This is a genomic window from Kutzneria sp. NPDC051319, from assembly GCF_040682195.1.
GTDB lineage: Bacteria > Actinomycetota > Actinomycetes > Mycobacteriales > Pseudonocardiaceae > Kutzneria.
The window spans coordinates 52197-70356 of the sequence record NZ_JBFBAM010000019.1 but is presented as its reverse complement, the minus strand read 5'-3'; the positions used below and the strand labels follow the sequence as shown (position 1 = coordinate 70356).

At 70.0% G+C, this 18160-nt stretch carries 17 protein-coding genes; 7 read left to right on the top strand and 10 right to left on the bottom strand.

All coding sequences use genetic code 11. From position 1 onward, the window contains the following. The first annotated feature begins 237 nt into the window (after positions 1-237). The gene (locus tag AB0M73_RS21210) at positions 238-2604 is read left to right on the top strand and encodes a glycohydrolase toxin TNT-related protein (protein ID WP_363892831.1); all 2367 of its coding nucleotides are present in this window, start codon (positions 238-240) and stop codon (positions 2602-2604) included. Positions 2605-2680: 76 nt separating this feature from the next. Here AB0M73_RS21210 and AB0M73_RS21205 read toward each other — a convergent pair whose 3' ends face one another. From AB0M73_RS21205 to AB0M73_RS21190, 4 genes are read right to left on the bottom strand one after another with little or no spacing between them, the layout of a single operon-like run. Beyond that, the gene (locus AB0M73_RS21205) at positions 2681-3274 is read right to left on the bottom strand and encodes a pentapeptide repeat-containing protein (RefSeq protein WP_363892829.1); all 594 of its coding nucleotides are present in this window, start codon (positions 3272-3274) and stop codon (positions 2681-2683) included. Next, positions 3271-3729 carry a universal stress protein gene (locus AB0M73_RS21200; protein ID WP_043721720.1) on the bottom strand — a complete coding sequence of 153 codons (459 nt, stop codon included), beginning with the start codon at positions 3727-3729 and terminating at the stop codon, positions 3271-3273. Before AB0M73_RS21200 ends, AB0M73_RS21205 begins: the two co-directional genes overlap by 4 nt. A gap of 14 nt (positions 3730-3743) precedes the next feature. Further along, the gene (locus AB0M73_RS21195) at positions 3744-4103 is read right to left on the bottom strand and encodes a hypothetical protein (protein ID WP_363892827.1); all 360 of its coding nucleotides are present in this window, start codon (positions 4101-4103) and stop codon (positions 3744-3746) included. Then, positions 4100-4735 carry a TetR/AcrR family transcriptional regulator gene (locus AB0M73_RS21190; RefSeq protein ID WP_363892825.1) on the bottom strand — a complete coding sequence of 212 codons (636 nt, stop codon included), beginning with the start codon at positions 4733-4735 and terminating at the stop codon, positions 4100-4102. The genes AB0M73_RS21195 and AB0M73_RS21190 overlap by 4 nt, the downstream gene beginning before the upstream one ends. Before the next feature lie 107 nt (positions 4736-4842). Here AB0M73_RS21190 and AB0M73_RS21185 point away from each other — a divergent pair, with 107 nt between their 5' ends. The 3 genes from AB0M73_RS21185 (at position 4843) to AB0M73_RS21175 (ending at position 9316) form a co-directional block, all read left to right on the top strand. Then, positions 4843-5676 carry a lipase gene (locus tag AB0M73_RS21185; protein WP_363892823.1) on the top strand — a complete coding sequence of 278 codons (834 nt, stop codon included), beginning with the start codon at positions 4843-4845 and terminating at the stop codon, positions 5674-5676. Between the two features lie 118 nt (positions 5677-5794). Then, complete coding sequence (locus AB0M73_RS21180; protein WP_363892821.1) at positions 5795-8092, top strand: chitobiase/beta-hexosaminidase C-terminal domain-containing protein; 2298 nt, start codon at positions 5795-5797, stop codon at positions 8090-8092. 96 nt (positions 8093-8188) lie between these two features. After that, positions 8189-9316 carry a hypothetical protein gene (locus AB0M73_RS21175; RefSeq protein WP_363892819.1) on the top strand — a complete coding sequence of 376 codons (1128 nt, stop codon included), beginning with the start codon at positions 8189-8191 and terminating at the stop codon, positions 9314-9316. Here AB0M73_RS21175 and AB0M73_RS21170 read toward each other — a convergent pair whose 3' ends face one another. After that, positions 9317-10264, bottom strand: a complete 948-nt coding sequence (locus AB0M73_RS21170; protein WP_363892817.1) for a YafY family protein — start codon at positions 10262-10264, stop codon at positions 9317-9319. An 82-nt stretch (positions 10265-10346) separates the two neighbouring features. Between AB0M73_RS21170 and AB0M73_RS21165 the strand changes: the two genes are divergently transcribed. Continuing rightward, positions 10347-10754 carry a VOC family protein gene (locus AB0M73_RS21165; RefSeq protein ID WP_363892815.1) on the top strand — a complete coding sequence of 136 codons (408 nt, stop codon included), beginning with the start codon at positions 10347-10349 and terminating at the stop codon, positions 10752-10754. Here the strand turns inward: AB0M73_RS21165 and AB0M73_RS21160 are convergent. The 4 genes from AB0M73_RS21160 to AB0M73_RS21145 form a co-directional block, all read right to left on the bottom strand. After that, entirely contained in the window at positions 10741-11409 is a 669-nt protein-coding gene (locus tag AB0M73_RS21160; RefSeq protein ID WP_363892813.1) for a hypothetical protein, read from the bottom strand. The two genes, AB0M73_RS21165 and AB0M73_RS21160, sit on opposite strands and share 14 nt — an antisense overlap. 243 nt (positions 11410-11652) lie before the next feature. Then, a complete protein-coding gene (locus tag AB0M73_RS21155; protein WP_363892811.1) occupies positions 11653-12360 on the bottom strand; it encodes a hypothetical protein in 708 nt (235 codons plus the stop codon). Positions 12361-12486: 126 nt separating this feature from the next. Then, positions 12487-15795, bottom strand: a complete 3309-nt coding sequence (locus AB0M73_RS21150) for an error-prone DNA polymerase (RefSeq protein WP_363892809.1) — start codon at positions 15793-15795, stop codon at positions 12487-12489. Between the two features lie 19 nt (positions 15796-15814). Next, a complete protein-coding gene (locus AB0M73_RS21145) occupies positions 15815-16354 on the bottom strand; it encodes a helix-turn-helix domain-containing protein (RefSeq protein WP_363892807.1) in 540 nt (179 codons plus the stop codon). Positions 16355-16442: 88 nt separating this feature from the next. On the opposite strand from AB0M73_RS21145, the gene AB0M73_RS21140 reads away from it, so the two are divergent. Further along, positions 16443-17144: an SDR family NAD(P)-dependent oxidoreductase gene (locus AB0M73_RS21140; protein WP_363892805.1), complete on the top strand. Its 702-nt coding sequence runs from the start codon at positions 16443-16445 to the stop codon at positions 17142-17144. Between the two features lie 91 nt (positions 17145-17235). Beyond that, the gene (locus tag AB0M73_RS21135) at positions 17236-17577 is read left to right on the top strand and encodes a hypothetical protein (RefSeq protein WP_363892803.1); all 342 of its coding nucleotides are present in this window, start codon (positions 17236-17238) and stop codon (positions 17575-17577) included. Positions 17578-17597: 20 nt separating this feature from the next. Here the strand turns inward: AB0M73_RS21135 and AB0M73_RS21130 are convergent, their stop codons facing one another. Continuing rightward, complete coding sequence (locus AB0M73_RS21130) at positions 17598-18140, bottom strand: EF-hand domain-containing protein (protein WP_363892801.1); 543 nt, start codon at positions 18138-18140, stop codon at positions 17598-17600. Positions 18141-18160: the final 20 nt, after the last annotated feature.

Below are 18160 nucleotides of genomic sequence, written 5' to 3'. Positions count from 1 at the left end.
GCGATCTCGCGACCTCCTCTGCTGGCAACCCGACCGAGAACCACCCCATCGGCCAGGTAACGGACGTCACGGCCACCGAGCTCATAACTCACCGTCGCCCGATTGCGCCATTCGCCCCCCGTTGGCCTTCGTCAGGGACAATCATCGATGCTGGTCGTGACGAGGAGCAGGGAGGTCTGGGCCACACCCGGTGTGAGGCGGGTGTCAGATCGCAACGGAACGCGAGAGGATGAGCGTGTGTCACAGCCGACCCCGCTGAACCCAGTCGAACAGGACGCGCTGGTCAAGCAGATCGGGTTGGCCCTGATGAAGGCCGCTCCGCAGGACTGGGAGCAGGTCAGGGCCTACTACCGGGCTGCCGGCCGCTACTTCGAGCTGTCCGCAGAGGTCACCGACCAGGACGGTCAGAGCAGGGCCTGGACCGCGCCCGCGGACATCGCGTCGCTGTTCGCGCGCCTGCGGGCCGGCATGTACCGCGAGGGCCGCGGGACCTGGTTCAACGCCCGCTACCAGCTCGACCGGCCGTCCAGCTACAACCTTGACTTCGACCGCGACGAGCCGCAGTGGCAGAACCCGCCGCCGCTGATGGCCTACACCGACGAGATGCGCTTCTTCCCGCGCACCGACGACAACGTGCCGGAATGGCTGGCCGGGCGGCTACAGCCCGCCGGACCGCCCCGGTCGCCGATGCCGCCGCCACCGCAGAACGGCCCCGGCCCGCAGCCGGGGCGGCTGCGCACGGCGCGGATCTTCGACGGCCCCGGCCCGGACGGCCGCCCGACGGTGAACCGCCCGCCGCTGGACCCGGCCGAGGTCGGCAAGGTGCTGGACTACCTGGAGGCGGCCCCGGTCGTCATGACCGCCCAGGGCATGGACAGCGACCGGCTGGCCCACGAGAACCCGGAGTCCATCCCGTTCGCCTTCCACACCGACGGCACCTGGATCTGGCCGGCGGCGGTGATCTTCTACCTGGCCCGCTACGGCGTGCCGCCCGAGCCCGACCTGGTGCAGCACATCCGCTCGGTCAACTTCCTGGCCCCGGACGTGGACGAGGCGACCCGCGGCCAGGCCGTGGCCCTGCTCAGCACCATGGTGCCCAACGGCCGCCCGGTGCCGGCCGCGCAGCCGCCGGCGACCCAGATGATGTCCGTGCCCGAGCCGCCGGCCCCCGAGCCGGAACCCGAGCCCGAGCCGCTGGTCGTCGAGCAGCACATCGCGCCGGAGCCCGAGCCGGAACCGGTGGTCGAGCAGCACGCGGAGCCCGAACCCGAGCCCGAGCCGGTCGGCGGGGCCAGCATCGAGCTGCTGCGTGACCTGCTGGACGAGCTGAACGTGCCCTCGTCGGTGTACCGGATCGGCGAGCCCTCGCCGAACACCTGGTACCTGGAGCGGGTCGAGGACGGCTGGCAGGTCGGCTGGTACGAGCACGGCTTCAGCACGCCGATGCTGTTCGACGACGACAACGACGCGGCCGCGTTCCTGCTGGGCAAGCTGCTGCTGAACCGGCCGACGCCGGCCGATGAGCAGCACGTCGACCAGCACGCCGAGCCCTTCGACGGCGGCGACCACGGCGCGCATTTCGAGCCGGAGCCCGAGCCGGTGGACATCGCGCCGCTGCCGGTGCCGATGCCGCCGGACCCGGGCCAGCCGGACCTGGACCTCCTGCCGCGAGGCCAGTCCGACCTGCCGCCCATGGACCGGCCGCCGCTGGACCTCCCGTCACGTCCGGAGCCCATGGACCGGCCGGTGCACGCGGAAGCCATGGACCTGCCCCCGCGGCCGGACCCGATGGACCTGCCGCCCCGCCCGGAGCCCATGGACCTGCCTTCACGGGCAGAGCACAGGGAACCGATGGACCTGCCGCCGCGGCCGGAGCCCATGGATCTGCCTTCACGGGCGGAAGCCATGGATCTGCCGCCGCGGGGCCTGTCGGAGCCCCAGCCTGACCTGCCGCCCCTGGACCTGCCGCCGCGTGCGGAGCCGTCCCGGAACGAGCAGGCCACGCGGCTGGAGCAGCGCCCGGACCCGGGTCTGCCGCCGATGACGCCGCCGCGGCCGATGCCGGCCCAGCCGCCGTCGCCGATGCCGCCGCCACTGGGCCTGCCGGCGATGGGCGGCGATCGACCGCCGATGCCCGGGCAGAACCAGCCGCCGATGGGTCAGCCGCAGAATGGCCAGCCCCAGAACGGGCTGCCCCAGCAGAACGGCCAGGCGCCGCAGAACGGCCAGGCCCAGCGGGGCGACGACTGGCCGATCCAGCCGCTGCGGGGTGAGCCGCCGCTGACCCTGTTCCGGGGCAAGCGGGTCATCGAGCTGCCGCAGGGCGTCGAGGTGGACCGCTTCGGGCAGCCGGACGGCAACCTCACCTACGCCGGTGGCACGCCGTTCCCGCTGCGCTCGCTGGTGCCGGAGTGGATCGGCCGGCCGTATCACGTGTACCGGCTGCAGCAGCCCGTGCAGGCCCTGGCCGGCGTGGCTGTGCCGTGGTTCGGGCAGCCGGGCGGCGGCACCGCGTACCTGCTGCCGAAGTCCATCGACGAGCTGCTGGCCGACGGCACCCTGGTCGAGGTCCGGCAGGGCACACCGCCACCGACCGGACAGTGATTTTCGCTACGTGAGTGGCTCATTTCGCTTCTGAAGCGAAATGAGCCACTCACGTAGCGGCAAAAGCCGGGGTCGCTCAGTTCTCGACGGTCAAGCCGTGGGCGGCGGCGAAGCGCACCGCCTGGTCCAGGTCGATCTTCGCGCCGGTCAGCTGGGCCTGGCGCAGGCCGTCCGGGTCCAGCCGCGCCCCGCGCAGGTCGGTGTCCTCCAGCCGGGTCCGCAGCAGCCGGGCGCCGGACAGGTCCACGCCACGCAGATCGGCTTCCCGCAGGTCGGCCTCGACGAGGTTGGCCTCACGCAGCCGTAGCCCGGACAGGTCCATCTTGCGCAGGTCGACCCGGCCGAGCCCGGCCAGCGACAGGTCGGTGTCCCGGATCGTGCAGCCCCGCAGCCGGCAGTCGGTGAAGGTGGAGCCGAGCAGGGTGCAGCCCTCGAACCGGGACGAGGCGAACACCGTCCGGTTGAAGGTGCAGCCGCGGAAGGCGGTGCCGGTGTGCTTGCTGTCACCCAGGTCGGCCCGGGTGAAGTCGCAGTTGGTGAACGTGCAGGCCTTGGTGACCAGGTCGCGCAGGTCGGCGTCGGTGAAGTCGCAGCGTTCGAACGAGCGGCGCTCCCAGGTCTGCCCGGTGAGCACGGCGTCGGCGTAGTCCTCGTTGGTCTCGGTGCTCACGGGACGACGACCACCGGCCGCTGGGCCCGGGTGACCAGGGTTTTCGGCACGGAGCCGAGCAGGTGGCCGCCGTGCCGGGAGCGGCCGACGACGATGCAGTCGGCCCGCAGCTCCTCGGCGATCTGCTCCAGGGCGGTGGCCGGGTCGCCGCGATGGTGCAGCAGGTCCCACTCGATGCCGAACTGGTCGAGGAACTTGGCCGCCTCCTGCCGCACCTCGGCCACGAAGTCGTTGGCCGCCTCGGCCGCGTTGATCATGCCGATGGACGTCCAGTAGGCGGCGCTGGCCAGCGGTTCCACGTAGACCAGCACGAGCCGGGCCCGTTCTCGGCGGGCCAGCCCGGCCGCCCAGGCGGCCGCGTGCACGGCCGGCGGCGAGCCGTCGACGCCGACGACGATGCTGCCGACCCCGTCCTTGCCGATCTCGAACCCCGGTAGGGCAGCGTCTTCTGGCACGTCCAGGATCGTAGTCAGTCCTGGGGGTCGTGCCGGAAGAACGCCTCGATGGCCGCCTGGTTGTCGTCGGCGCTGGTGTTGGTGAGCAGCATGGAGCGCTCGCCGTCGCGCAGCTCGATCTTGCGGCGCTCGTCCCGACGCACCCAGTCCCGCAGCACCCGGACCAGCTGCAGCAGCACGGGCGAGGTGCTCAGCGCCACGATGATCGTGCTGACGGTGTCCGCGTCGGCGCCCTTGGACAGCTCCGGCGCCGGCTCGCCGGGGGCGAACTCGGCACTGTCCACGTCCAGGTCGAGCAGCTCGGTCCTGAGCTGGCGGGCCTGCTCGTCGACCTCGTCGGGATCCCCGTGCAGCAGCAGCGAAACGGTGGTCACCGCCGCGAGATTACACCGTCCACAGTGGACTCAAGGCCGGCTCGCACGATCCGGTGGTAGGCCACCATCTGCCCGATCAGCTCGTCCACGTCCTCGCCGCCGTCGAACAGCCAGTCGGTGATCAGCTCGAACAGCGCGCCGACGGTGGCGATCGCGATGGTCCGGATCTCCCGGTCCGGCGCGATCACGCCGTGCTGCCGCCACACCGCCTCGACAAAACCGGCGGCCCAGCGCCGGTTCTCCCGCCGACGGCGCTCGACCGTGGGCGAGACGCCGGCCGACTGCCCGAACACGACGCGCGGCACCATCGGGTCGGCGACCAGGGTCCGCGCGAACGTCTCGATCAGGTCCTCGATGCCGCCGCCGGCCTCGGCCAGCGCCGTGCGCATCCGAACCAGCAGGTCATCGGCCAGCTGCTCGAACAGCGCGAGGTAGCAGGCCTCCTTGCTGTCGAACAGCTCGTAGAAGCTCTTGGTGCCGACGTAGGCCGTCTGGCAGATCTCCTCGATCGGCACGGCGGCGAACCCCTTGCGCCCGAACAGGGTCAACGCCGCCGCCAGCAGGTCGGCCCGCCGTTGGGCCCGGCGCTGCTCGGCATCGAGTCCCCGCACGGTGCGGCCGCTGCGCGTCATGGGCCGATGCTACGGAACCGATTGCGGAAAATCTGTCTTGTTCGAAACAAGATGGCGTGTTGTACTCGACGTGAGCCAGGTCACTGATGCCCTGCCACGGAGGTTCCATGCGCAAGCTCCTGATCCCCCTGTTCGCCGCGGTTGGCCTGCTGACCGGCGCCGCGACGGCCAGTGCCGCACCGACATCCGGCGTGAACGACTACTCGTGCACGCCCAGCGCGCAGCACCCGGAGCCGGTTGTGCTGGTCCACGGCCTCGGCGCGAACGGGCCGCTCAACTTCGCCACGCTCGCGCCCACGCTGGCCGGCCACGGCTACTGCGTCTTCTACCTGACCTACGGCACCGGGATCCTCGGCCCGACGGTCGGCGGCCTCAAGCCGATGGAGGACAGCGCGGCCGAGCTCGGCGCCTTCGTCGACAAGGTGCGGGTGGCCACCGGCGCGGCCAAGGTCGACATCGTCGGCCACTCCGAAGGCAGCACGGTTCCGGCCTACTACCTGAAGTTCCTGGGCGGCGCGGCCAAGGTCACCCACTTCGTCGGCTTCGGCGCCAACTACGCCGGCACGTCCCTGGACGGCCTGGCCACGCTGGCCACCCTGCTGCACCTCGGCCCGGCCCTTACCGGTGTCGGCTGCGCCTCCTGCGCCGAGTACCTGCCCGGCTCGGACTTCCTGACCAGGCTCGACGCCGGCGGCGTCGCGGTCCCCGGGCCGACCTACACCAACATCGTCTCCAAGTACGACACCGTGGTCACCCCGTACACCAGCGGCATTTTCACCGCGCCCAACGCCACCGACATCGTGCTCCAGGACCACTGCTCGCTGGACTTCACCGGCCACCTCGGCCAGGCCGTCGACCCCAACGTGGCGTCATTCGTGCTCAACGCCCTTGACCCGTCCAGCCCCGTGCGGTGCCAGCCGTTTTTTGACCCAGGGGCCTGAATTTCCGGCTTGACTCTTCCGCACCCCGGGCGGGGCGGTTTATCGTCACCACGCTTGAGAGCGCTCTCACAGTGTCGTGTCCGGTAGGCCCTGCCCCTGCTCGGAGGTGCTCAACCCCATGAAGAGACTGCTAGTTGCCTTAATCGGTGCAGTAGCCCTGACCACGGCGTCTGCCCTACCTGCCGCCGCGGCCGACGACTACACGCAGGCCGTCACCGCGACCAGCGCCAGTCAGGCCCGCATCGACTTCACCCCCACCACGGCCTCGATGTACGTGGACGTGCACTACACCGGCGTGCCCGGCGTCGGACAGCAGAACGTCCGCATGACCAACAACGCCGGCACCTGGCAGTGGACCGTCAACGGTCTGTCCAGCGGCAACGTGCTCGACTACTGGTTCACGTACGAGAAGAGCGGGCCGCAGTACGACACCCCGCACTTCAGCTACACCCAGGGCGGCGGCACCACCACGCCCACCGCCGCCGCGCCGACGTTCACCCCGCCCGGCGGCAGCTACACCTCGACCCAGACGGTGACGATCTCCACCACCACCGCGGGCGCGACCATTCGGTACACAGTGGACGGTTCGACGCCGACCACCAGCTCGCCGCAGTACACCGGCCCGATCTCGGTGTCGGCCAGCCGAACCGTGAACGCCATCGCCGTCGCTTCCGGCATGGCCAACTCGCCGGTGGCCAGCGCGGTGTACAGCATCGGCACCACCACGCCCACGTCCTGCCCGACCCAGTCGGACACGCCCAACTTCGGGCCCAACGTGCACGTCTTCGACCCGAGCATGTCCGCGGGCACGATCCAGGCCCAGCTCGACGCCGACTTCAACGCGCAGAAGGACACCCAGTCCGCCCAGTTCGCCGAGCGGCGGGTGGCCGAGCTGTTCAAGCCCGGCACCTACGGCGTGAACGACAACGTCGGCTTCTACACCTCGGTCGCCGGCCTCGGCCAGAACCCCGACGACGTCACCATCAACGGGCACGTCACGGTCGACGCCTTCAACGCCTCCGACGCCGGCAACGCCACCCAGAACTTCTGGCGCTCGGCCGAGAACATGGCCGTCAACGCCACCGGCGGCGACCGCTGGGCCGTCGCGCAGGCGGCGCCGTTCCGGCGCATGGACATCCGCGGCGACCTCCAGCTCTACCCGGCCAGCTACGGCTGGGCCAGCGGCGGCTACGTCGCCGACACCAAGGTCTCCGGCCAATCCGCGTCGATCTCCCAGCAGCAGTGGTACACCCGGGACTCGGCCTTCGGCAGCTGGTCCGGCGGCGTGTGGAACATGGTGTTCTCCGGCGTGAACGGCGCGCCGGCCACCACCTTCCCCACTCCGCCGGAGACGACCCTGGGCACCACGCCGGCGTCGCGCGACGTGCCGTACCTGTACGTCGACGGCAGCGGCAAGTACCGGGTGTTCCTGCCTTCCTTGCGCACCAACGCCTCCGGCCCGAGCTGGGCCAGCGGCAGCACCCCTGGCACCTCCGCTCCGATGAGCCAGTTCTACGTGGTCAAGGCCGGCGACACCGCCTCGACCATCAACGCGGCGCTGAGCTCCGGCTGCAACCTGTTCTTCACGCCCGGCGTCTACCACCTCAACCAGACGCTGAACGTCACCAAGGCCAACACCGTGGTGCTGGGCATCGGCTACCCGACCCTGGTGCCGGACAACGGGGTCAACGCCATGCAGGTGTCCGATGTGGACGGCGTGCGGCTCAAGGGCCTGCTGTTCGACGCCGGCACGACCAACTCGGCCGCGCTGCTGACCGTGGGCCAGTCCGGGTCGTCGGCCAGCCACGCCAGCAACCCGACCACCATCCAGGACGTGTTCTTCCGGATCGGCGGTGAGATCGCCGGCAAGGCCACCGCGTCGCTGATCGTCAACAGCAGCAACACCATCATCGACCACATCTGGGCCTGGCGGGCCGACCACGGCAACGCCGGCACCGTCGGCTGGGGCACCAACACGGCCGACAACGGCGTGATCGTCAACGGCAACAACGTGTTGGCCACCGGGCTTTTCGTCGAGCACTACCAGAAGTACGAGGTGACGTGGAACGGCCAGGGTGGCCGGACCATCTTCTTCCAGAACGAGATGCCCTATGACGTGCCGAACCAGGCCTCGTGGATGGCGCCGAGCGGCGTCAACGGCTACGCCGCCTACAAGGTCGGCGCCAACGTCACCTCGCACGAGGCCTGGGGCCTCGGCAGCTACAACTACTTCAACGTCAACCCGGCCGTGAACGCCTACCACGCCTTCGAAGTCCCCAACAACTCCGGCGTGCGGTTCCACAGCCTGCTCACCGTTTCCCTGAACTACCAGGGAACCATCACGCACGTCATCAACGACACCGGCGCGGTCACGCCGACCGGGACCACGCCGAGCAACGTGGTCAGCTACCCGTGACGTAGCGCGGCCGGCCCGTCTCAGCGGGCCGGCCGCGTGATCACGGTTGCGCATCTCCCGCCCCGCGACCACTGGGCGGCGTGTTGTGATCCGGCCATGCGCGGGATTGTGCACGGGGCGACGGCCGGGGCGGCCGTCACCTTCGTTACGTCGTGGTTCCTGCCGTGGATGGCCGACACAACGGCGTTTCCGTTGCTCGGCCACGCCTTCCACATGTGGTACCTCTTCCTCTTCGACATCCCGGGTCCGGGCACCGGGCTGGAGATCGTGCTGATGATGCTGCTCGGCATCGTGGCCATCGCTAGCGCTTGCTTCTCCGCGCACCGAACCGCAGCCGTGACCGCGTTGTTGGGTGTGCCGGTGGGCATCCATGTGATGGTGCGCGATCACCCTGGTCTGGAGTCCGGCCCCGGACCGCTGGTCGCGGCGGTTGCCCTGGCGGTGCTCGCCGTCGCGCAGGCGATCGCGTTCCGTGCCGACCTCGGGCACGGCTGGTGGTCCACGGCCGCCGGTGCCCTGGTTGCCGTTTTGCTCGCCGTGACAACGGGTTTCGGCGGCGCGTCGTACGCCTCGGCCCGCGATGTCGATGCCACCAGGTCCAGCGGGACCGGGGCGGTGGCCGTCTCGGCACAAGACGGGGTGCTCAGCGGCGTGACGGCCCGGGACAGCGCGACCGGGGCTGAACGCTGGCATTACCGGTCCCGCGGCTGGAGGTTTCCGGCGGTCAAGCTCAGCGGCGACGGCAGCACGGTGTTCATGCGTGTCCAACGCGTGGACGAACAGGACGCGCTGGCCTTCGATGCTGTCAGCGGCCAACTGCGCTGGCAGCGGACGCTGTCCGCGGGCAGCAGCTGGCAGGGGCTGCCCGGGGAACACCCGTCGTACGAATTCTTCCCGTTCGGATCGGGGCTCGTGCTGCAACTCGACGCGGAACACGTCCGATACTTCGACGCGGACGGCCGTGAGAGCACGATTCAGCTGGACAAGGACTGTGGCATCAGCGCCGTCGGCGGCGTGCGCACGCTGTACGTCGTCGAACTGTGCGTGGGTGTGTTCCAACTGTTCGCGGCCGGTCCGGACGGCGAGCACCGGTGGACAACATCGGCGCCCGATTTGCGGATCGGCAACGAGGTGGTGGTGGCAGACAAGGGTGACACGGTTGTCGTCACCACGGGCGGTCAGGCCGAGACGGTCGACGCCGCCACCGGACGCCCCCGCGGGTGATCACTCCCCGGCATGGCCGGCAAGCCGACTTGCCAGTGCTCGCACCAAATCTCGGAGCGCGTCCGGCTGCTCGATGACAAACGGTCGGTCGAGTGCGGCCAGCAATGGCGGTATCCAGTCGAGCTCCTGAGCCCGGATCCTCGCCCGCACCCAGGAATCCGTCTGCTCCAGGGCGGCGATCGAGGGAGGAAGGACGGCCCGGATCTGTTCCGGCGTCGCTTGAATCCGCACCGACACTTCGTGTCGGTGCGGCGCCTCGGCAATCGCGGTCAGTACCTGCTCGGCGGGAGCGAATCCGGTTGGCACGTCGAAGGTTCCGGTGCTCGTCGCGACGCCCCTGATCCGATCGACGCGGAACGTGCGCACCTCGCCGCTGGCCGAGTCGAAGCCGGTCAGATACCAACGACCGGAGTGCGCCACGATCCCGTACGGATGGACGACGCGCCGGCTGTCGCCGCCGTGACCGGCGGTGTAGCCGAGCTCGACCGGACGACGGTTCCGCGCCGCCTCGGCGACGGTCAGCAGGGTCGCGGCCTCGGTCGTCAGCGCCGACCGTGGCGGCGTCGTGAAGTCGGCGATCTCCAGCAGCGCATCGAGCCTTCGGCCAAGGGCGTCGGGCAGCACCCGGCGGACCTTGGCGATCGCGCTCTCGGCGGCGGTGCTGATCATCCCCGCCCGCCGGCCCGTGACGAGGCCGAGCAGGACGGCGAGCGCCTCGTCGTCGGTGAGCATCAGCGGCGGCATCCGATAACCCGGGGCCAGGCGGTACCCGCCGTGCCGGCCTCTGATCGCACGGACGGGGATGTCCAGGTCGTGGAGGTGGTCGACGTAGCGACGGACCGTGCGCTCGTCCACCTCGAGCCGGGCGGCCAGCTCGGCGACGGTCCTGGTGCCGCCGCCCTGCAGGATCTCCAGCAGGGCCAGTACGCGGGCGATGGGCCGGGCCACGGAGAAGTCCTCTCAATACCGGGCGGATACTGTCCAGTATTGCCTCTAGCGTGACGGACGACCACCTAGGAGAGGACCCGTCATGCAGCTTGTGTCCGTACGCGTCATCACCAACGACGTCGCCCGCCTGACCGAGTTCTACGAGCAGGTGACCGGCCAGGAAGCCCGACGGCCGGCCCCGCAGTTCGCCGAGCTCGTGGGCCCGTCGTGCACGCTGGCCATCGGCAGCGCCGAGACGATGGCGCTGTTCAGCGCCGGTGCGGCCGTGCCCGAGTCGAACCGCACCGCGATCATCGAGTTCCTGGTCGAGGACGTCGACCAGGAGTACGAACGGCTGGCCGGCGTCGTTGCTGAGATCGTGCAGAAGCCGACCACGATGCCGTGGGGCAACCGGTCGCTGCTGTTCCGCGACCCCGACGGCAACCTGGTCAACCTCTTCACCCCGGTCACCGACGAGGCCCGCCGCAGGGTCACGCCTACGGCTTCTTGAGCCGATCAAGCACGGTCCGCGTCTGGGACTGCGCGATCGTGGCGAGATCGTCCAGCTTGGGCGGATCCTCGCCACGCGCACGGAGGACCGCGACCTGGACCTCCACCGACACGTTGTCGTCCTGCACCCTGACGACGTAGCTCCCGCCCGGGGATGGGTCCGTCCCGGCGATCCCGACCCAGTGGTTGCGGGCGCCGAGTCCAGGGATCGTGCCGGTGCTCCACCCCGGCTGCACGTTGTTGTTCCACCGGTCGTAGTCGGGTGGCTGCCCGGCGGAGGTGAAATCGACGCTGACGCCGATGCCGGCCTGGTCGGTGGTGACGCCGTCGGTGGGCGATGTGCTGGTGTAGTTCAGACGGCACGTCAGACCGCCGCCGTAACCGCCGTCGGGCCGGAGTTCCTGGTGCACCGGCGCTACCAGCTTGGTCGACCACTTGGTCAACGGTGTGGGGTCGAGCAGATCGCAGGCGTTGGTGATCGCCGCCATCGAGTACTTGCCCGCCGGCGCGGCGGGCAGGGTGCTGGTCGTGGTCGGAACCTGGCTCGGTGCAGCCGGAACCGACGTCGGCACGGCCTGATTGGACGAGCCGCTGACGAGGAATCCGATCGCCACTCCGACGGCGAGCACCGTGACCAGCCCGATCGCGACGACCACTATCGGTCCGGCCTTGGCCCCGCCGGGCGGGGCGGCGGGCGGCGGATAGCCCGGCCGGGGACCGCAGCCCGGGGCGTACCCCGATGTGGGCGCGGCTGGAACGGGAGCGGATGCCGGCGGAGCCGGGTCAGGCGCAACCTGGCCCGGGCCGGGCCGATCCACCGGAGTCGGGTTCGGCGGCCCGGCGGCGGGATCGGGCCGGTCAGCGCCGCCCGGGAAATCAGTCATCGGTGCCACATCCCCCTACTTCTGCTTCAGCCCGGTCAACGCCTTGCGGGCCTCGGCCTTCGCGATCGACTCCAGTTCTTCGCGCTGCACCGGGGAATCGTCCTTGTCCCGGCTGACGTTGAGCCGCACGCGCACCGAAACGTTGCCGTCCAGCACGGCCAGCAGGTACCGCGTGTCGGTGACCAGGTCGCCGAAAACCTCGGTGTGCCAGTAGGCCTTGGCCCCGACTCCGGTGACCGGACCGGATGCCTTGCCGACGCCGGTCTCGGCCGCGTCACCGCGTTGCCAGTTGTCGTAGGCAGCCGGGGCGCTGCCGTTGGTGAACTCGGCGTCGACGATGATTTCGGCCGTGTTCACGACATTGTCGCTGGTATAGCCGAGCCGGCAGCTCAAGCTGCCGGCGCCGGTGACACTCGGGCGGACCTCCCGGTGCTGGGGTGGGCCGGTTGGGGTGGGCGACCATGTCGTCAGCGGAGCGGGATCGACGAGATCGCAGGCGTTGGTGACCGCGTTCATCGAGTAGACCGGGGCCGCGGCCGGTGTGGCCGGTTTCGGCTGGCCGGCGGACTGTCTGAGGACGACACCGATTGCCACCCCGGCACCCAGCACGACCACCAGCGCGACGACGCCGGTCACGATCCAGGCCGTCCGGCGCGACTTGGACGGTGGGGCGGTCCCATGCCAAGCCTGCTGATCAACACGCCCATGCTCGGGTTCGGTCATCCCCGCAGCCCTCCTCCCGGCCGGCCGGCATCCTCGGATGCCGGTCGCGGCGGCGAGTCGAGCGTAGTAGATCCGCGGCCAGCCGATCGCCACCGTCCGTTGCCCGCTTGACCATCGAACCCTCGGTCAACGGAAGTCACGCGAGGTCGAGGGCACGCGGATGTCCAGGTGCCGCAACTGATCCGCCTTGAGGCTGATCACCCCCTCGGCCTTCTCCAGGACGCCCCGCACCAGCACCGCCGAGCTGGTGCGGGCGACCCGGCGGTAGCGCCGCCACAATCCCTCGCTGCACACCACGTTCAGCATGCCGGTCTCGTCCTCCACGTTGAGGAACGTGACCCCGCCGGCGGTCGCCGGCCGCTGCCGGTGGGTGATCGCGCCACCGACCAGCACCCGGGTCTTGTCGTCCACTTTGGACAGATCGGCCACCGCGATCGCGCCCATCTGCCGCAGCTTTCCCCGTACGAACTGGATCGGGTAGCTGTCGGGTGAGATGCCCGTAGCCCACACGTCCGCGGCGGCGACCTCCACCTCGTCCATGCCGGGCAGCATCGGCGCGTCGGTGCCGGTCACGGTCCCGGGCAGGCGGCCCGCACGTTCCCGCGCGGCGGCACCGGCGGCCCACAACGCCTCGCGGCGTTCCAGGCCAAGGCTCTTGAACGCACCAGCGGTGGCAAAGGCCTCCAGCTGCGGCGTGGTCAGCCCGATCCGGCCGGCCAGGTCGACCATGCCGCGGTACGGCCCGTTCTCCTCACGTTCGTCCACTATCCGCTCGGCCAGCTTGTCGCCGATGGTGCGGATCGTGCCGATGCCGAGCCGGATCGCCGGGCCGGGCAGCTCCAGGGTGGCGTGCGGCAGGCTGACGTTGATGTCCGGCCCGTGCACGGTGACGCCGTGCCGGCGGGCGTCGGCGACCAGCGATTGCGGCGAGTAGAAGCCCATCGGCTGCGCCCGCAACAGCGCCGCGCAGAACGCCGCCGGGTGGTTCAGCTTCAGGTAGGCCGACGCGAAGACCAGGTGCGCGAAGCTGAGCGCGTGACTCTCCGGAAAGCCGAAGTTGGCGAAGGCCAACAGCTTCCGGAAGATGTCGTCGGCCAGCTCGCCGGTGATGCCGTTGGCCGCCGTGCCGGCGTAGAAGCGCTCCCGCAGCCGCTCCATCCGGTGCGTGGACCGCTTGGCCCCCATGGCCCGACGCAGCTCGTCGGCCTCGGCCGGGCTGAAGTCGGCCACGTCCACCGCCATCTGCATCAGCTGCTCCTGGAACAGCGGCACGCCAAGGGTGCGGCGCAGCGACTTCTCCAGCAGCGGATGGTCGATCTTCACCGGCTCCAACCCGTTGCGCCGCCGGATGTACGGGTGCACCGAGCCGCCCTGGATCGGGCCGGGGCGGATCAACGCCACCTCCACCACCAGGTCGTAGAACTCGCGCGGCTTCAACCGGGGCAGCGTCGCCATCTGCGCCCGGCTCTCCACCTGGAACACGCCCACGGTGTCGGCCTTGCACAGCATGTCGTAGACCTTCTGGTCATCCAGGTCCAGTGTGGACAGATTGACCGTGACGTCCTCGAAGTCCTGCACCAGGTCCACGGCGTAGTGCAGCGCCGACAGCATGCCCAGGCCCAGCAGGTCGAACTTGACCAGGCCGGCCAGCGCGCAGTCGTCCTTGTCCCACTGGAGCACCGACCGGTTCTCCATGCGGGCCCACTCCACCGGGCACACCTCGCTCACCGGCCGGTCGCAGATGACCATGCCGCCGGAGTGGATGCCCAGGTGCCGCGGGAAACCCTCCAGCTGGTTGGCCAGGTTCACCACCAGGTCCGGGATGTCGTGGTCGCGCTCCTCCTCCGTGGTCTTCAACGGACCCCAGCGGTCGATCTGCTTGGTCCACGCGTCCTGCTGGCCGGCGGAGTAGCCCAGCGCGCGAGCCATGTCGCGGACGGCGAACTTGGCCCGGTAGGAGATCACGTTGGCCACCTGCGCCGCGCAGGTGCGGCCGTAGGTCCTGTAGACGAACTGGATGGCCTCCTCGCGGCGGTCGGACTCGATGTCCAGGTCGATGTCCGGCGGCCCGTCCCGTGCCGGCGCGAGGAAGCGCTCGAACAGCAGATTGTGTTTGACCGCATCGACATTGGTGATGCCCAGCGCGTAGCAGACCGCCGAATTGGCGGCCGATCCCCTGCCCTGGCAGAGGATGTCGGCCTGCCGGCAGAACTCCACGATCTGCCAGACGATCAGGAAGTAGCCCGGGAACTTCAGGTCCCTGATCACCTTGAGCTCGTGCTCGATCTGCTTGTACGCCTTGGGGTTCGTGGTGGGCGACCCGTACTTCTTGCGGGCCCCGCGCATGGTCAGCAGCCGCAGGTAGCTGTCCTCGCTGTGCCCGGGCTGCACCGGGAACGGCGGCAGCTTCGGCGCCAGCAGGTCGAGGTCGAAGGCGCACTGCACCCCCAGGATGGCCGCGTTGTGCACGGCTTCCGGGTAGCGATGGAAGCGATGCATCATCTCCTCGCCGGTGCGCAGATGCGCCGCGCTCGACGCCGGCAGCCAGCCGGCCATCTCGTCCAGGCTGCGCCGGGCCCGCACCGCCGCCAGCGCGCCGGCCAGGTGGCTGCGGGCCGGCGTCGCGAAGTGCGCGTTGTTCGTGGCCACGTACTGGACTTCGCACTTGCGGGCCAGTTCCACCAGCACGTCGTTGCGGTCGGTGTCCTCCGGCAGGCCGTGATCGGTCAGCTCCACGAACACGTTTCTCTTGCTGAACAAGGAAATCAGTCTTCGAATCTCCCGCTCGGCGCCCTCAGGACCCTCGGCGGCCAGCGCCGTGCGCACGGTTCCCTTGCGGCAGCCGGTGAGCACGGCCCAGTTGTCGTCGGCCTCGGCCGCCACCTCGTCGAGGTCGTAGACCGGCCGGCCCTTCTCCTTGCCGTCCAGCTGCGCCTTGGTGATCGCCCGGCACAGCGCCGCGTAGCCCTCCGGGTTGCGGGCCAATACCAGCAGGTGGTTGCCCTCCGGGTCGGCGATCCCGTTCTGTGGCATGGAAAGCCCGAGGCTGAGCTCCGAACCGAAGATGGTCCGGATGCCGACTTCCTTGGCCGCCTCGGCAAAGCGGATCACGCCGTACATGCCGTCGTGGTCGGTGATGGCGATGGCGTCCAGCCGCATCCGGCCGGCCGCCTCGATCAGCTCCTCCGGGTGGCTCGCGCCGTCGAGGAAGCTGAAGTTGGAGTGGCAGTGCAGTTCCGCGTACGGCACGCGCTTGCGTTCGCCGTACACCGTGGTTTCCGGCGACAGCTGCGACGGCATGTCCGTCGGCTTCTCGTAGCCGTCGCGCTTGCGGCTGTAGCCGGGGGCGTCGCCGCCGTCCGGGATCACGCCGGGACGGCCGGACAGCGTGCGTTCGAGGTCGCGCCAGCGGATCGGTGGATTGTTCCAGCCCATGCGCCGACCTCCTTAGAACCTACGTTCGACTATGCGGTGCTGAGCTCCCTGTGTCAAGGAGGCCGTCGAGGAGAAAGCCCAGGTAGCGCCGCCACAGCTCGGGTTCGGCATCGCGCAGCGGGGCGGCCGCCTGGTGCACACCGGTCATCAGCAGGACCACATCCCGACCGGTGACACCCTCGCGGGTTTCCGCCCGGTCGACGAGCCGCTGCGCCGCTTCGTTGAGCCTTTCCATACCCGCCTGCACGTCCGGGTGCCGCACCGAACCGCTCGCCACCTCGCACAGCGCCCGGTTGTCGGCCAGCCGCCCGACGCCGTAGACCATGAACTCCCTGAGGCTGTCCCGTTTTTCGGCCGCGTCGACCAGGTCGTCGAGCAGGTCCCCGACGATCGCCGCGATCAGGTCCTCCTTGGTGGCGAAGTGCCGGAACACCGTGCCCTTGCCGATGCCGGCCCGCTCCGCGATCTCCGCCACCGAGACCTCCGCGCCACCCGCGGCGAACAGCTCCGCCGCCGCGTCCAGCAGCTGCTTCCGGGTGCGCACCGCGTCCGCTCTCATGTGACCAGCATAACCTGACCGTTCGGTCCGCTTAGCTGCTACGGTTCGTAAGGTGACCGCTCGGTCCGCTTACTCTCGGAGGCTCTTCATGTCAGACAAGATCGCCCTGGTCACCGGGGCTTCATCGGGCATCGGCGCCGCCACCGCCGCCGCGCTCTCCGCCGCCGGCTGGCACGTGGCCGCCGGCGCCCGCCGGGTTTCCCGCCTCGGCGACTTCTTCCCGCTGGAGCTCGACGTCACCTCGCGGGAGTCCGTTCAGGACGCCGTCTCCCGCACGGTCGCCGAGTTCGGCGGACTGGATCTCGTCGTCAACAGCGCCGGCATCATGCTCACCGGCCCCATCCTCGACGCCGACACCGCCGAGTGGGACCGCATGGTGCGAACCAACCTGCTCGGCGCCCTCTACGTCACCCACGCCGCCCTGCCACACCTGTTGGCACGCAAGGGAACCCTCGTGCAGATCTCGTCCACCTCCGGCCGCACGGCGTCGGCCATGGGCGGCGTCTACGCCGCCACCAAGTTCGGCCTCAACGCCTTCACCGAGTCCCTCCGCCAGGAGGTCACCGCCCGGGGCGTCCGCGTCGTCACCATCGAGCCCGGCATGGTCGACACCGAGCTCCCCTCCCACATCTCCGACCCCGCCATGCGCTCCATGGCCACGTCCCTCTACGGCTCCCTGCGCACCCTCGACGCCGCCGACGTGGCCGCCGCCGTCCTCTACGCCGTAGACCAGCCCGCCCACGTCTCCGTGAACGAGATCCTGCTGCGCCCGACCGATCAGGTGCAGTAGACGGGCCAGCGCGGTGGATGATCACCGCAGGTCAGCGGTCTTTTTGCCGGGAAGGGGCGATTTTTGGCCGCAGGGCTGGGAAAATGGGGCGGTGGAACGAGCGAACGACCCCCTGCCGATCACCGTGGCCACCGAGGACGGCGCCGTGCTGTCCGGTCTCACCGAGCCCGAGCTGCACGCCCTGCTGGAGCGGATCGGCGGCGTCGGCGACCGGTTCGCGGTGGCGGAGCGGGAACCCGGCGTGTACCTCCAGACCTGGCGCGAGGCGGACAGCCCGTTCCTGATCGAGCGGCGCGACGGCGAGGACGTGTGGACCGAGCTCGACGAGCCCGCCGACGTCGCGGCGCTGTTCGTGAGCTGGGCCCATCGTGAGGCATGGCGCCAGGACTACGGCTGGCAGTCGGCCTCGCTGTCCGAAGAGGCCACGCCGTAGAAACCCTGGCACGCCAAGGATCAGTGGGCGGCGACCCAGCCGAACACCAGGCTGCCGGCGGCGCTCGGGTCGTTGCCGGCCCAGAACTCCGTCCACAGCTGCACGAACTCCTCGCGGGACAGGTGGCCGTCGCCGTTTCCGTCCAGGATCGGGAAGATGTTGTCGGTGTCCGTGGCCCGGCCGGTCCAGGCCTCGATGGCCTGCCGGTACTCGGCCGCCGAGATCTCGCCGTCGCCGTTCTCGTCGACGGCGTCGAACATCGCGTTGGCGGTGCCGCCGACCGCCGACGGCTCCTCGTGCAGCTCGTCCACCACGAGCAGCACCTCGTCCAGCGAGACCTTGCCGTCCCGGTCGCGGTCGGACGCCGCCAGCAGCGTCTGCCACCAGCCCATCATGATCCCGGTCAGCTTCTCGTGCCCCTCGGTGCCCGGCAGCCAGCCCCGGATCCCGTTCCAGCGGTCGGTCAGGGCCTGGAAGTCCCCTTCGGTCAGGAACCCGTCACCGTCGACGTCCATGGCGCTGAAGACGGCGACGATCTTCCGGCGTTGGAAGTCGCTCGACATGGCGTCCAGGCTGGCATTCG